The organism is Actinosynnema mirum DSM 43827 (genome assembly GCF_000023245.1).
Taxonomy (GTDB): Bacteria; Actinomycetota; Actinomycetes; order Mycobacteriales; family Pseudonocardiaceae; genus Actinosynnema; species Actinosynnema mirum.
Genome location: NC_013093.1, coordinates 7,560,273 through 7,576,502 on the forward strand (window position 1 = coordinate 7,560,273; position 16,230 = coordinate 7,576,502).

2 protein-coding genes (1 of these 2 cut by a window edge) are annotated in these 16,230 nt (G+C 74.1%); one reads left to right on the top strand and one right to left on the bottom strand.

Going from position 1 to position 16,230, the window contains the following annotated elements:
* Entirely contained in the window at window positions 1-4,992 is a 4,992-nt protein-coding gene (locus AMIR_RS32005; RefSeq protein WP_143760980.1) for a hypothetical protein, read from the bottom strand.
* On the opposite strand from AMIR_RS32005, the gene AMIR_RS40780 reads away from it, so the two are divergent.
* Window positions 4,970-16,230, top strand: the 5' end (the start) of a protein-coding gene (locus AMIR_RS40780) for a toxin glutamine deamidase domain-containing protein (protein ID WP_015805142.1). Its footprint extends 17,329 nt past the window's final position; the window shows 11,261 of its 28,590 coding nt (coding positions 1-11,261); it begins with the start codon at window positions 4,970-4,972; the stop codon falls past the right edge of the window. The genes AMIR_RS32005 and AMIR_RS40780 overlap by 23 nt on opposite strands.

The window sequence follows — 16,230 nt, forward strand, 5'->3', positions numbered from 1 at the left end:
CTAGCAGCAGCGGAGACAGTCGTTCATGGCGAAGTTCGGCGGCGGAGCGGACCCCGGCAGTTCGAGCCCGAGCCCCGGTGGTTCGAACCCGAACCCCTCGGGTGGCGGTAGCTCGACGCCGTCGCCGGGGTCCTCGGGCGGTGGCCCGACCGGCAACTCGGGCTTCTCCATGAACGACTCCTCCATGCAGGGGTTGCAGTCGAGGGCGGGCGACCTCCAGTCGCGGTTGGCCGCCATCACCGGCGGGCTGCGCGGGTTGCAGCTCGGCGGGAACGCGCTGGGGCCGCTCGGCATCGTGGCGGTCCCGGCGCTGAACGCGTCGAACGTGAAGGCCGTCGAGCAGGCGAACAACGCCGCGACGACCATGGGCAAGGTCCAGGACGGGATCAGGGCCACCCGCGAGACGCACTTCCAGAACGACCAGTTCGCGCGCGAGCAGTTCACCAAGATCAACCCGGATTCGGGCGCGCAGAAGCCCGCGGGCGCGGCGGGCGGGCTCATCGGGGCGCCGTCCTCGCAGGGGCCGAAGACCAACCAGGCCACCAACGTGCCGGGCGCGTCGACGTCCGGGCAGATCGGGACGACCGGGCCGCAGGGTCCGAAGACCAGCCAGGCCACCAACGTGCCCGGTGCGACGACGGGTGGGCCGCTGGGGACCAAGGGGCCCGGTGGGGCCCAGGTCAAGGCGCCGACGAACGTGCCTGGGGCCACCGGCAACGGGCCGATCGGGCCCAAGGGGGCCACCGGTGGGCCCGCGGTGGGGCCCGTCACCGCGCCCAAGGGGGCTACCGGCGGGGCCACGCCGAAGGCGGGAACCGTTGGGGGGCCTGCGGTTGGGCCCGTCACGGCGCCCAAGGGCGACACGGGTGGGGCAACGCCCAAGGCGGGAACTGTTGGCGGGCCTGCGGTTGGACCCATCACCTCGCCGAAGGGCGCGACCGGTGGGGCCACGCCGAAGGCCGGAACCGTTGGCGGGCCTGCGGTTGGGCCGATCACCTCGCCGAAGGGCGCGACCGGTGGGGCCACGCCGAAGGCCGGAACCGTTGGCGGGCCTGCGGTTGGGCCGATCACCTCGCCGAAGGGCGCGACTGGCGGGGCCACGCCGAAGGCCGGAACCGTTGGCGGGCCTGCGGTTGGACCGGTGACCGCGCCCAAGGGTGCGACCGGCGGGACCACGCCGAAGGCCGGAACCGTTGGCGGGCCCGCGGTGGGACCGATCACCTCGCCCAAGGGCGCTACCGGCGGGACCACCGTGCCCAAGGCCGGGACCGTCGGCGGGCCCGCGGTGGGGCCCGTGACCTCGCCAAAGGGCGCTACCGGCGGGACCACCGTGCCCAAGGCCGGAGCCGTCGGCGGGCCCGCGGTGGGGCCCGTGACCTCGCCAAAGGGCGCTACCGGCGGGACCACCGTGCCCAAGGCCGGAGCCGTCGGCGGGCCCGCGGTCAGCCCGGTGACCTCGCCGAAGGGGTCGACCGGTGGTGCGGGCAGCGTGCCGAAGGCGGGCGCGGTCGGCGGGCCGTCGGTCGGCGGGTACACGCCGCCCACCGGTGGCGCGCAGGGGCCGTCCAGCGGGGTGCGCGGCAGCACGAGCACGGGCGGCGCGGTCTCGACGCCGTCCTCCCCGACCGGGTCGACCGGTGGCCGGGGTGCGACGCCCGGCCTCGGCGGCGTTCCGCCGATCTCGCCCGCGGGATCGCCCGCGACGGCGGGTGGCGGCGACCGGGGCGGGTCCAAGTACGTCACGCCGAGCACGCCCAAGGGCGTGTTCGACGCGGGCAAGTCGCCGGTCGGCAGCAACGGGACCATCTCGTCCGCGCCCAAGGCGGGCACGGACGTGCCGACCGCCAAGCCCTCCGCGTCGCCCACCACGGGCGGCGGCGGGACGCCGAAGATCCCGACGCCGAGCGCGGGCTCGTTCGGCGGCGTCCCGACCGCCACGCCCACCGGCTCGTCGCCGACCGGGTCTGCTCCGGGATCGGCCCCAGGGTCGCCGTCGGTCACCTCGCCGACGTCGCAGACCGGGGCGCCCACGACGGCCCGGCCCACCACGGGCGCGGGCGGGATGGGCACGCCCATGGGCGGCGGCATGGCGGGTGCGCCCGCCGCCGGTGCGGGCGGCGTGCCGAACGCGGGTGGTGACCGGGGCGGGTCGAAGTACGTCACGCCGGGGACGCCGAAGGGCGTCTTCGACACCTCGAAGCCGCCGGTGGGCGGCGACGGGACGATCAAGAACGCGCCCACGTCCAACTCGTCCACCCCCGCCGCCGCGCCGACCCCGACGCCGAAGGTGCCCACGGCGACGCCGAGCACCCCGCCGGTGACCGGCGGTTCGACGCCTCCCGGTTCGACGCCGCCCGGTTCGACGCCGCCTGGTTCGACGCCGCCTGGTGCCGCTCCCGGTGGCGCTCCCGGTGGCGCGCCGAAGATCCCGACCGCGATGCCCAGCACCCCGCCGACGACCGGCGGTCCGGTGCCCAACGCGCAGATGCCGGGCACCTCCGGTCCGACGCAGGGCGCGACGCCCCCGTCGTCCCAGACGGCGCAGCCCGGTGGCCGCCCCGGCGCCCCGACCGCGCCGGGCGCGACGCCCCCGATGGCGGGCGGCATGGCGCCCCCGCCCGCGGCGGGTGGCGCGGTCCCCCCGGCCGCGACGACGGGCGGCGGCTCGAAGTTCGGCGGCCCGAGCACGCCGAAGGGCGTGTTCGACGCGCCCAAGCCCCCGGTGGGCGACGGCACGGTGAAGTCGGCCCCGACGTCCGGCCCGTCCACGCCGGGCGCGGCCCCGACCCCGACCCCGAGGACGCCCACCGCTCCCCCGCCGCTCGGGACCCCCACGACCGGCGCCCCGAGCGCGACCACGCCCGGTGGCACGCCCGGCCCGAACGCGCCCGCCAACCGGGGCGGCCTCGGCCTGCCCCCGACCACGACGCCCTCGCCCACGACGCCCCCGCCCGGCACGAACGCGCCCACCCCGAGCACCGGGGCCACCCCGCCGGGCGCGCAGGGCAACCGGGGCGGCCTGAACGTGCCGCCCCCGCTGGCGACCACGCCCCCGCCGACGTCTCCCACGACGTCCACCCCCGGCTCCCCGACCACCCCGCCCCCGGCGGGCAGCACGGGCAACCGAGGCGGTCTGGGCACCCCGCCGCCCCCGTCCGGCGCGGTGAGCACGCCCAGCGCGCAGCCCTCCGGCACGCAATCGCCTGGCGCGCAGGGCAACCGGGGCGGTTTCACGCCTCCGGCCACCGCCCCGACCCCGACGCCCGCGCAGCCGAGCACGCCGACCCCGGTGTCGTCGCAGCCGAGCGCCCCGTCTCCGGTGTCGTCGCAGCCGAGCACGCCGACCCCGAGCACGCCGACCCCGAGCACGCCGCCTCCGGCCGGCTCCACGCCGAGCACGCCGACCCCGGCCAGCCCGACGTCCGGCACCTCCACGCCGAGCACCCAGTCGCCCGGCACCCAGTCGCCCGGCACGCCGTCGCCCAGCACGCCGTCCCCGGCGAGCCAGTCGCCGAGCACGCCGCAGGCCAACCAGACGCCGAGCACGCCCACCCCGGCAGGCCCGACGCCCGGTGTCACCTCGCCGAGCACTCCTGCGCCGAACGCGCAGAACACCCCGACGACGAACCAGCAGGGCACGCCCCCGGCTGCCACGCAGGGCAACAGGGGCGGCCTGAACGTGCCGCCCGCAGCGGCGCCGACGCCCCCGCCGGTCGCCCCGAACACCCCGCAGGTCACGCCGCCGACGTCCACGACGCCCCCGGCCGCCCCTCCGGCTCCGCCCTCGGCCCCGAGCACGGCGGGCACCTCCACCCCGGCGACGCCGCCCCCGGCGAGCACGCCGAGCACAAGCGCCCCCACCACGAGCACCCCGACCCCGGCCCCGGCGACCACCCCCGGTGCGAACACGCAGCCGCCCGGCACCCAGTCGCCGAGCAGCCAGTCGCCGAGCACCCAGTCGCCGAGCACGCAGCCACCGAGCACCCAGTCGCCCAACACCCCGCCCCCGGCCACCCAGCCGAAGGCGGGCCCGGTCGGCGCGCCGCCGGTCGCGCCGCCGCAGGTCAGCGCGCCGCTGGCGCAGCCCCAGAGCACCCCGACCCCGGCTCCGCAGCACCCGTCTGCCCAGAGCCAGGCCACGCCGCCCCCGGCGGCCCAGCCCCCGGCCGCGCACGCCCCGAGCACTCCGGCACCGGCACCCCAGACCACGAGCACGCCGCCTCCGGCAGCGCCGTCCGCGCAGACCACCCCCGCCCCGTCCTCGACGCCTGCGCCGCCCTCGGCGAGCACCCCGCAGGCCGCTCCGCCCACCCCCGGCACGCCGCAGGCGAGCACCCCGCCCACCAGCGGCCCCTCGGTCACCCCGCCGGCGAGCACCACGCCCCCGGCCACGTCGCCGAGCACTCCCGCGCCGAGCAGCACCAGCCCGAGCACCCCGGCCCCGGCCAGCACACCGCCGACCACCCCGTCGACCACCCCGGCCCCGAGCAACACCACGCCGGGCAGCACCACCCCGAACGCCCCGGCGCCGGGCAGCACCGCGCCCAAGCCGGGCGCGGACACCACGCACGCGCCGACCGCCACCCCGGCGGCCACCCCGCCTGCGGCGAACACCCCGGCAGCCACCACGAGCACCAGCAACCCGGCAGTCACCCCGCCGACCAGCAACCCGGCGGCCAATCCGAACACCAGCAACCCGGCTGCCACTCCTCCGACCAGCGGCCCGGCGGTCACCCCGCCGACCAGCGGCCCGGCGGTCACCACCCCGCCGACCAGCGGCCCCGCGGTCACCACCCCGCCGACCGGCGGCCCGATCGCCAGCACCCCGCCCGCCGCGCAGACGCCGGGGGCGTCCACCACGGTCCTCCCCCCGTCCAACCCCGCCGCGCAGCCCTCCGCCGCGCAGTCGCCGTCCGGCAAGGCCGCCGACGGGTCCACCCGTCCCGGTGACCCGAACGCCCAGCCGGTCGTGGCGCCGCTGCCCGTCGCCACGCCGTCTCCCGGCGCCTCCCGGCCCGCGCCCGCGAGCCAGAGGCCCGACACCCGCGGTTCGCAGGTCGACCCGGACGGCCTCGTCGTCGACCCGGACCTCAAGGCCCAGCTCGACGCCGCCGTCGAGGCCAACGCGAAGGGCCACCCCGGTCCCGACCTGACCGCGCAGCGGCCCGACTTCCCGCAGACCCGCTCCGACGCCTGGAACAACTTCAAGCAGGCCGAGCACAACGTGGTCCAGGCCAAGGCCGAGCTGGACGCGGCCCAGCAGCGGCACGACGTGGCCGGGCCCAGCAGCGCGCCGAAGGACCTCGCCGACGCTCAGGCCAAGTTCGACGCGGCCAAGTCCGACTTCGACGCGTCCGTCCAGGACGTGCGCGCCTGGGGCAACGACCCCGCCACGCTGCTCGACACCCAGGCCGACCTGCGCGAGCAGTCCCTCAAGGACAACCCGCGCCTGCTCGGCGGCACCCGCGACCCCCAGGCGCCCCAGCTCATCCGGGACCTCCTGGCCCCCACCACCCCGGTGCCGCCGACCGTCACCCCGGCGACCGCCACGGCTCCTCCCGCGCCGCCGTCAGCGGACACCACGACCACGGCGCCCCCCGCGCCGCCGTCGCCGGACACCACGACCACCCCGGCCCAGCCGGACGCCTCGGTCACGCCGACCCCGAGCACCCAGGTGGACCAGGGCCCGACGCTGCCGGACTTCGACCCGGCCCCGCCCTCGCCGCGCGCGCCCTCGCCGGACCTGGCCCGCGCGCAGGAGAACTACGACGGCGCCCGCAGCGACCTGGACCAGGCCACCCAGGCCCGGTACGAGGCGATCACCTCCAACGCGCCGCCCAGCACGATCGCGGGCATCGACGCGGAGATCGCCAGCATCCACAGCGACATCCAGCAGGCCGCCGCGGACGTCGACGCGGTCCTGCGGGCCGAGTCGCCCTCGGACGCCCGGTTCCAGCAGTGGCACGAGCAGGCGTTCGGCGCGGACACCCCGGTCCCCGACACCGCACGCCCGGACTCGCCCGCGCCCGCCACGGCGACCCAGGACCCCGCCGTCCAGGACCCGGCTGTCCAGGACCCGGCTGTCCAGGACCCGGCGAGCCCGGACGCCAAGTCCGACGCGGACGCCGACGCCGACGCCGCTCCCGACGTGGACGTGCCGCCCGCGCGCCAGCCGCAGAACCTCGAGTCCGTGCTGCCCCGCGACCAGTGGTGGCGGCTCTTCCTGGACCCGCGCGACCACAACGACGCGCAGGCCCAGCAGCCGCACGACCCCGGCAACCTGTACGACACGCAGTCGTCCCCCGGCTTCAAGCAGAGCATGGAGACGGCGTACGAGCAGGTCCTCAACCCGCCGGACATGTCCGCGCAGCGCCTGACCTCCGCCGACTACAAGCGGATGCACGAGCTCGCGACCGCGAACCTGAAGCAGCAGTTCGACTGGTCCGGCCAGCTCGGCCCGCAGGGCAACGCGATCCCGACCGAGTTCCCGCTGCGCAACGACACCGTGGCCGCCGACGTGCTCAGCGACTCGATCAACGGCCGCCCGCTGATGATCGACATGCAGGCGCACTTCGCCAACCCGTCCACGGGCCCGGTGCAGGACCCGCTGACGATCCTCAACCGGCACAGCTACGACAACCCCGCGATCAGCACGAACTACCGGTTCGACGAGGCGCCCGGCCTGATCGACGCGGTGCTGACCCGCTACTACGAGAACACCGCGAACGCGAAGACCGACCACGAGAAGCTGCGCGAGATCGCCCGCGTGGTGCGGACCTCGCACATCATCCACCCGTTCCAGGACGGCAACCGCAGGCTGAACGTGCACCTGCTGCTGCCCAGGCTGCTGCTGGAGCAGGGCTTCAAGCCGGTGATCCTGCCGGAGATGCCGCAGCTGTTCCAGGGCGGTTTCGACCTGGACCAGATCGCCACCGCGCTCGCGGGCGGTCAGGACAAGGACCTGACGGCGAACGTCTTCCCGCCCCCGCAGGCCCAGCCCTCGCAGGCGGAGCTGGACGCGCAGGCGAAGGTCGACGCCGCCATCGAGGCCAACCTCCAGGCCCAGATCGACGGCCCCGTCAGCCCCGAGGTCCAGGCCCAGCTCAACCGCGACATCGAGAACGCCTTCGCCGACCTCGGCGACGCGCGCGGCCTCCCGCCCGTGCCGCCGTCGCAGGCCGAGGTGGACGCGCAGGCCAAGGTCGACGCCGCCATCGAGGCCAACCTCCAGGCCCAGATCGACGGCCCCGTCAGCCCGGAAGTCCAGGCCCAGCTCAACCGCGACATCGAGAACGCCTTCGCCGACCTCGGCGACGCGCGCGGCCTCCCGCCCGCACCGCTGTCGCAGCCCGAGGTGGACGCGATCGCGCAGCTCGACGCGGCCATCGAGGCGAACCTGGACGCGCACCTGGAAGGCCCGGTCAGCCCGGACCGGCAGGCGCAGCTGAACAACGACATCGAGTCCGCGTTCGCGAACCTCAACGACGCGCGCACCATCGCGCCCCCGACCACCTCGGCGCCCGCGTCGCCGCAGCAGCGGTACGACAACGCCGTCGGCCAGGTCGACACCGCGATCGAGGCCAACCACCGGGCGCAGATGAACGGCCCGGTCAGCCCGGACACCCAGGCGCAGCTCAACCGCGACATCGAGTCCGCGTTCGCCGAGCTGAACACCGCGCGCGACAACCTGACCCCCGCGCCGCCCGCCGTCGACGCGCCGCCCGCGCGCGACACCGGCACCCCGCCGCCCCCGCCGGGAGACCGGGACGCGGACCCCGGCCCGAGCCGCAACCGCGGCGGCGACGACCTCGGCGCGCCGCCCGGAGGCGGTCGCGGCGACCGGGGCGCGCCCCCGCCGCCGCCCGCCGACCCGACCGCGCGACCCGACTCGAACGCGCCGCGCGACACCGGCTCCCCCAGGGACAGCAGCACGCCGACGCCCGACGACCAGACGCCGGGCGGCAGCAGGCCGAGCACGCCGACGCCCACGCCGAACGCCACGACGCCCACCCCGGCGTCCCCGGACGCGCAGGTGCCGGGCGGTCGGTCCGACGTCGACGCGCAGGTCCCGAGCACGGCAAGGCCGGACACCGACGTGCCCGGCGTCAACGACCGGGGCGTGGACACCCCGAGCGTCCAGACCCCGAACACCCAGGCTCCGGACACCCAGGCGCCGAGCACCCGCGCACCCGAGACCCAGGCGCCGAGCACGGCGAGGCCGGACACCGACGCCCCGAGCACCCGCGCACCCGAGACCCAGGTCTCGAACGACCGCGGCGTCGACGGCCAGGTCCCGACTCCGCAGTCCACCAACCAGCAGTCCACCAACCAGCAGTCCCCCGACACCACCACCCCGAACACCCAGGCCCCCACCACCCGCGCGCCGGAGACCCAGCCCGGTGGTGGCCGCCCGGACGCGCCGCTCACGCTGTCCCCGGACCTGCGGGCGAAGTTCGACCAGGCGCTGGAGACCGACGCGAACGGCCACCCCGGCCCGAACCTCGGCAAGCAGCGCGAGAACTTCCCGCAGACCCGCTCCCAGGCGTGGGGCGACTTCAAGAAGGCCGAGTTCGACTACAAGCAGGCCAAGGCCGACCTCGACGTCGCCAAGGCCAAGGTCGACACCGCCGGTCCCGTCAGCGCGCAGCGGGACCTGCCCGCCGTGCAGGCCAAGCACGACGCGGCAGCCGATGACGTGCGCAGGGCCGCGAACGACGTGCGCGCCTGGGGCAACGACCCGGCCACGCTGCTCGACGTCGAGTCGACCCTGCGCGAGCAGTCGCTGAAGGACAACCCGAGGGCCCTCGGCGGCGCCAGGACCAGCGCGAACCCGCAGTCGTTCCGCGACCTGGTCGGCCCGCCGCGCTCGGACACGAGCCTGTCGGACGTGAGCATGCCCGACGCCCAGCCGTCCGACTCCAGGGTCGCCGACGTGGAGATGGTCGACGGGCACGCCGACGTCGACAACACCCCCGGCCCGCCCTACGACCTGCCGAACGCCAAGACCATCACGCTCAACCCGAGGATGGGCACGTACAACCCGGCGTTCGCGAAGCTCGCAAGCGGCCCGGTCAAGGTGCCGAACGCGAACAACTACCTGGGGCACCTGGACCACAGCGTCGCGAACAACCACCCGCCGTCGTTCGTGGTGAGCATCATCGTCCCGCACTCGAAGCTGGGCGATCCGAACGAGCTGAACGCCGTGATCGACAGCATCACGTCGAACCTGCCGGACGGCATCAAGAAGGACAAGGTCGCCTTCGTCTTCGGCGTCAACGGCAAGGTGGGCTCGGAAGCCCAGATCCAGCAGGTCATGAAGGACGTCAAGCCCGCGATCGACGCGCGCCCGGACATCCCGATCGCGCTGGTCAACGCGGGCACCTTCGACCCCGACAAGGGGAAGAAGGAGGGCAGCGACAAGGTCAAGTTCCCGTACGGGACGATGCGCAACAACACCATCAACAGCGACATCAGCAAGTTCGCGGTGTCGGCGATGGTCAAGAACGGCAGCCACCCGTACCTGTCGATCCAGGACTTCGACGTCGCCAGCCGGAACGTGCCGTCAGGCAAGCACATCTTCCAGCACGTCACGGACATGACGTCGAACGTGGACGTCACCGTCGACGGCAAGCCGCAGCCGAACCGGCCGCTGCTGATCGGCGGCGGCTACCGGCCGACGCCGGACTTCGACGCCCTGCTCGACAAGGGCCGGGCGTTCATGGACCAGAAGATCCAGGACGCCAAGGACACCAAGAAGCCCAAGGCCAGGATCAGGGAGCTCCAGGCCCGGCGGAACCGGATCGACACGCCGGAGTTCAAGACGGCGTTCGAGCGGGCCATCGCGAACGACATGCAGACCCGCGACAACCTGGCCAAGACGCACCCGCTGCTGCCGTACATCCCGGAACCCAACCTGTTCGTGGACGGCGTGGCCGCCACCGCGATCAAGGACGCCGAGTTCGGCAAGACCGGGGCCGAGTACGGCGGTCTGGCCACGGCGATGCACAAGCTGTACGCCAGCGAGCTGAACACGCACTACTCGGCCGAGTACCAGGCGGCCAAGGACGGCTTCACGCCGCCCTCGTACAACCCCGAGATGAAGATCGAGGACCTGTACGGCTCGCTGGAGGGCAACGCCGCCGCCAACGCGCAGAACAACCAGCACCCGCAGCGCGGCGAGGCGTTCAAGACCGACTTCTACGGGGGCTCGATCGAGACCGACCTCGGTCGGTTCGTGGAGACCTTCGCGGACACGGGCGCGCTGCCGCAGAGCCACGTCCCCGCGCACGACGCGATGCAGCGGTTCTACAACACGCAGGCCGCGCGCGGCGGCATCAGCTTCAAGGACTTCCAGAACGACTACACCTCGATGGACGTCGGGGGCCGGAACCCGGCGGTCGCGAACCCGCAGGGGAACAACCAGGGGGGCACCTGGAAGCCCGGCGAGAACGTGGACCTCCTGGGGACGCAGGACAAGCACAAGCTCGCCAACTCGATCGCCACGACGCCGGGCAACAAGGGCGACTTCGGGAACATCAACGTCGGCATCGACCCGTCGATGAAGTACGTGGCCGCGGTGAACCTGATCACCGCGCCGACGCCGATCAACGTGCAGAACAACATCCACGTGATCGGCGCGTACGTGCTGCCGACCGCGCCGCCCCCCGCGCCGGGGACGCTGTTCCACGCGGTCGACGCGGCGCGCCGCGACGGCGTCGGGCCGGACACGTCGGTCGACCTGCGGCACCAGACGATCAGCGGGGTGCAGAACGACCCGGACATCGCGAAGATGGTCGGCGACTTCAGCATCGACAACCCGGTCCCGCCCGGCCACCTGGTGCAGAGCCTGGTGCAGCCCAGCCCGTGGACGAACCGGCCGGACTCGCCGGTCGAGAACGCGCAGGCGCAGAAGGCGAACGAGCTCGCGGCGAACATGCTGGCCTCGCAGCTCGGCAGGCCGATCGAGATCGTGTCGCTGAACAACCAGCAGACGACCCGGATCGACCCGGTCGCGGAGCTGAACAGCGATCCGCTGCGGATCTACCACGACGTCGACTCGAACGGCAGGAACACGTTCCACGCCGAGCCGCCGCAGCGCACCCGCTCCGAGCCGTCGCCCGAGGCGGCGCGGCCGGACGGCACGCCGGACGTCCCGACGTCGGCGGCGCGCCCCGAGGCGCAGTACTTCACCCGCCCGGAGACCCAGGCGCCCGCGCCGGGCGCCCGGTCGGTGGACGCGGGCACGCCGTCGCGCGACGTCCCGCCCGCGCGGGGCGGCCTGTTCGGCGCGAACCCGTTCACGCCGAGCCCGTCGGTCCAGAACCCGTCGGTCCAGGACCCGAACGCGCAGACCCCGGCCGCGCGGGACACCTCTGCCCAGACCCGGTCGCCGCAGGACCCGTCGATCCCGACGCCGCCCCCGCTGCCGCCGACGCCCACCCCCGCCGCGCCGCTGGACCTGAACAACTGGATCAAGCCCGAGGCGCAGGGCCCCGACCTGTCGGGCAAGACCGACGTGCTGTCGGACCTGAACTGGAAGCACTACCAGAAGGACTCGGCCCCCTGGTTCGACAAGGCGAACCCGGCCGACCCGTCGACGTGGGGTCCGAACCGCGACAACGCCCACGTGCGCACCGTCGACCAGACGGTCGCGGACGTGCAGAACACCAGCACCCCGTCGCGGGTCGACAAGATCGACGGTTTGATCAAGTACGACCTGCGCCGCTTCGAGGTGGCCCCTGGCAAGTTCGTCCAGGAGTACACGGTCAAGCTGAACCTGCAGCCGGACTCGAAGGTCACCGCGCAGCAGATCGCCGACCTGAAGGCCAACGCGGAGAAGGGCGTCAACGCCCTGCTGAACCAGGGCAACCGCCTGCCCAGCGGCGACCAGTTCCACGTGCGGGTCGACTTCGACTCGATCAGCCCGCACCAGAACGTCGCGGTCAACGCGGACCCGGTCGGCCCCGACGGCAAGCCGGTCTCGAAGAGCACCCAGACCACCTGGTCCCCGAGCGCGGACCCGAACGTGCTGGCCCACGAGATCCTGCACTACCTGGGCGTCCCCGACGAGGGCAAGGACACCGGCAGCGGCGCGCGCGTGCTGCTGGAGAAGGACAGCAACTCCGGCGTCCACGTGGGCGACAAGGGCATGATGGGCGGCGGCCTGAAGGGCCCGGACGCCCGCCTGCTGCCGCGCCACCTGTGGACGGTCGAGAGCACCGCGCTCAGCCAGACCTCGATGCCGAACCCGGCCCCGCTCGACGGCAGCCCGACCCCGCCGAGCCCGAACACCCAGTTCAACCCGGACGGCAAGCCCTCGGACGGCCGGGTCGTCGACCCGAACCACGACGGGCCGACGCGCGAGATGCCGCCCAAGCGCGACCACTCGGCCGACGCGGCCCAGCAGGACACGAAGAAGCGCGCGCGCACCGGCGGCGACGCGGTCGCGGGCCCGTCCACCGACGTGGGCCGGGGCAGGGGCGGCGCCCCGAAGATCCCGGACGGCTTCCTGTCGCCGCCGAACGTGCGGCCCCGGATCTCGGCGAACGACCTCGGCCCGAGGGTCAAGGCCACCGACGCCTTCCTGGACCTGGCGGGCAGCCGGTCGAACCAGGTCGCGGTCCCGCACGACGGCCCCGGCTACGACCACACCGCGACGCTCAAGGAGAGCGTCGGCAAGCCGCCGTCGTTCGTCGTCAACTCGATGGTCAACGTCAACGACCTGAACACGCCCGGCAAGTCGCTGGCGGACGTCGTCGAGTCGATCCTCGCGGACCCCGGCAGCCCGAGCGGGCGACTGGACCGGCCCGGCGACCCGAAGGTCGTCTTCGTCGTCGGCGTCAACGCCAAGTCGCCCGAGCCGCCCCAGGGCAAGCGGGCGCCCGACCCGGAGGCCGTGCGGGCGCTCGAGGCGGACATGGCCGCGAAGATCGACGCGGCCATGGCGGCGTTGAAGGCGGACCCCCGGTTCAACGGCAACCCGCCCCCGGTCGCGCTCGTGCAGCTGCCGCCGTGGAAGGGCTCCTCGTTCCCGTTCGGCACCGTCCGCAACGAGACGATGGTCAGCGACGCCAACCAGTTCGCGGTCGGCGCGCTGGGCGCGCAGGGCGGCAAGGGCACCCACCCGTACCTGTCGATCCAGGACTTCGACACGGGCACCCGCACGGTCCCCGGCGGCAAGCACGTGTTCAACCACGTCTCGGACAGCATGGTGGTCGCGCCGGGCCTGGACCCGGTCCGCCCGATGATGGTCAGCGGCGGCTACCGGGTGGACGACAAGGTCCAGCTGGTCGCGGACGTCCAGGCCCGGATCGACGAGGGCATGGGCAAGCTGCCCTCGAACTCGGTCGACACCCTCACCTCGAACCTGGAGGCGGCCAAGCAGGCCCACGCGGCGGAGGTCGCCAAGCTCCCGAAGAAGAACCTCACGGCCGCCCAGAAGAAGGTCAAGGCCGACTCCGAGGCCAGGGTGGACCAGGCCAAGGACAACCTCGACACGCTCAAGAAGCTGCGGCTGGCCCAGGCCGAGATCACCAAGCCGGACTTCGCGGAGAAGTTCGAGCAGCAGATCAACCAGGACATGGAGACCCGCGTCCGGCAGACCGGCGTGGCGCCCATGCTGCCCTACAGCCCCGAGCCGAACCTGTTCCTCGACGCGTCGGTGCCGCTGTCCAACACGGACGTGCGGTTCGGCGCGGGCATGGGCGAGTTCGCCGGGCTCAGCCAGCGGTTGAACGACCAGTTCGCGCGCGAACTGGTCGACGCGCTGCCCCCGGAGCACCAGGCGCGCTACCAGCAGCTGCAGGACCTGCAGCGGAAGCTGGACGCCTGGACCAGGGTCGCGGGTCCCGACTCGCCCCAGGTCACGCAGCTCAAGCCTTTGGTGGGGCTGCTGGAGAACCACCTGCACGAGCGGGAGTCCCAGCTCCAGGTCGACGCGCAGAACTTCCGGCACCCCGAGCGGGGCATCCCCTTCCAGGTGGACTTCGTCGAGGGCGCGGCGGGCACCGACCTGTCCCGCATCGCGCTGGGCTGGGCGTCGAGCAGCGGCCTGCCGCAGAGCCACATGGACCTGACCAGCGTCGCCAGCCAGTTCTTCGGCAGCGACGGCAGGGTCGACGGCGACGGCAAGAAGATGAACGACCGCGGCGCGAAGGCGGGCGCCTCGCTCGCGAAGTACCGCAGCGGCTACGACGGGCACAAGCCCGGTGAGCGCGACCCGCTGGGCGTCAAGCAGGGCAGCGAGGTCCCCGGCAACCGCGACCAGCCCGGCTGGAACCCCGAGCCCGACGGCCTCGACGCCAAGAACGAGCGGGTCCCCGGCGGGGAGCGCAAGGTCGGCGCCCTGTCGGACAACCCGCTCAACAAGGCCATCTCCGCGGAGCTCCCCGGCCGCGAGGGCCAGGGCCAGTGGGCGGGCGTCCAGAGCAACTACCAGAACGACCCGACCGCGTCCCCGGAGAAGGCCGCGGCGGGCGCGCACACCGCCATGTCCAGCCCCGAGGCCGCCACCAAGCGGTTCTTCGGCCTGGCGCAGGAGATCAGCTCGCTGCCCGCCACGCCGTCCGGCGTCCGGGGCGACCAGCGCGGCACGGACATCGCGGGCAACACCAACGCGCCCGCGCGCGACGGCCTGTACGACGCGGCGCGCTGGGAGCTCGCGGGCAAGCCCGACCTCTGGGAGGGCACGAGCTCCGCGCAGCTGCGCAACGAGGTCCTGGGCTACGGGCTCGACCCGAAGCCGCACACCGCGCAGGGCGCGAGCAAGAAGTTCCAGGACGAGCAGAGCGCCCAGCTGTCCACCGCGTTCTCGAACTTCCTGCACGAGAACAAGCTGGCCGTGAACGAGAACAGCGCGCTGGTGAAGGCGCTCGTGCAGCCCGGCGGGAAGCTGTTCGCGGACTTCAGCCAGGACGTGAAGCTGGACCTGCTGCCGAACGACTTCAGCAGGGGGCCGAAGGACATCGACGTCTGGAAGGACGTCGACCACCCAAACCCCGAGCACGGCGCGTTCCTGGAGAACGGGAACCTCGTCGAGAACCCGGTCTACGACGGGAACGGCAAGATCGTCTCCGGGACGGTCTTCGAGCCGGACGGCGAGCACGGCTGGAAGCCCATCGCCACCATCACGCCCGACGCCGACGTGGAGATGCGCGACGCCGCCATGGACGTCGACTCGCCGCCGTCCACGCAGCTGCCGGACGTCGGGTCGCTGCGGCTGGAGCAGGACCCGGTCCAGGCGAAGGCCGACGAGTTCGCGGTGCGGATGCTCGCCACGAAACTCAACGCCGAGATCGTCCTGCACCGCCCGGACGGCTCCACCACGCACCAGCCGTTCGCCCCTGCGGCCCCGTACCTGAACCCGGCGGCGAACAAGGCGGCCACCGGCACGTCCCTCCCGCCGCGCGGCAGGATCGAACTGGACGTGGTCGACGGCAGGTACTCGCCGCACACGGACGCGGCCAAGGCCCGGCAGCAGGCCGACCACGCGGCCCAGGACGCGCGGAACGCCCCCCGCACCCGGCCCGAGCCGGAGCCCGAGGTCCAGCGGACCCGGCCCGAGCCGGAGCCGGAGGGCAGCGCGCCCCGGTCGCGGTCCAACCCGGAGCCGGTCGCGCCCAACGCGCCGTCGCGGAGGATCTTCAAGCAGGCGTTCGGGTGGCTCTCCAAGCCCCCGGCCGTCGAGAGCCACCCGATGTCGGCGCTGCCGTCGAACGGCGGGCGGCCCGGCGCCGACGCCACCCCGTCGACCTCGACGAACCCGCCCGGCGCTCCGGTCAGCGGCACCGCTGTGCCCGAAACCGGGACCACCGGGGTGGACGGCGGCATCGACAGCACCGTCGACGGCGACGCGCGCACCGACGTGCCGCCGACCGACCCGACCACCGGTGTCGACGTCCCGCCGACCGACACCACCACCGACGGGACCACCCCACCGCCGCCCACCGACGGCGCCACGACCACCGACACCACCCCGACCAAGGACCTCGACACCGCCCTCCTGCCCGAGTTCGTCCGGGACAGCTCGGCGCTCGGCACCATCGCCGTCCGGGACGTGCACGGGGCCGCGCAGGTCACCGCCGCCGTGCCGAACCTGCCCGCCGCCGACGCGGCGCGCGTCCAGCACGCCCTCAACACCGAGTTCGAGACCTTCCTCGGCGACGGCCGGAACTTCCAGGTCAAGATCGACGGCAAGTGGCGCGAGATCAACATCAAGGCGCAGCTCGACCT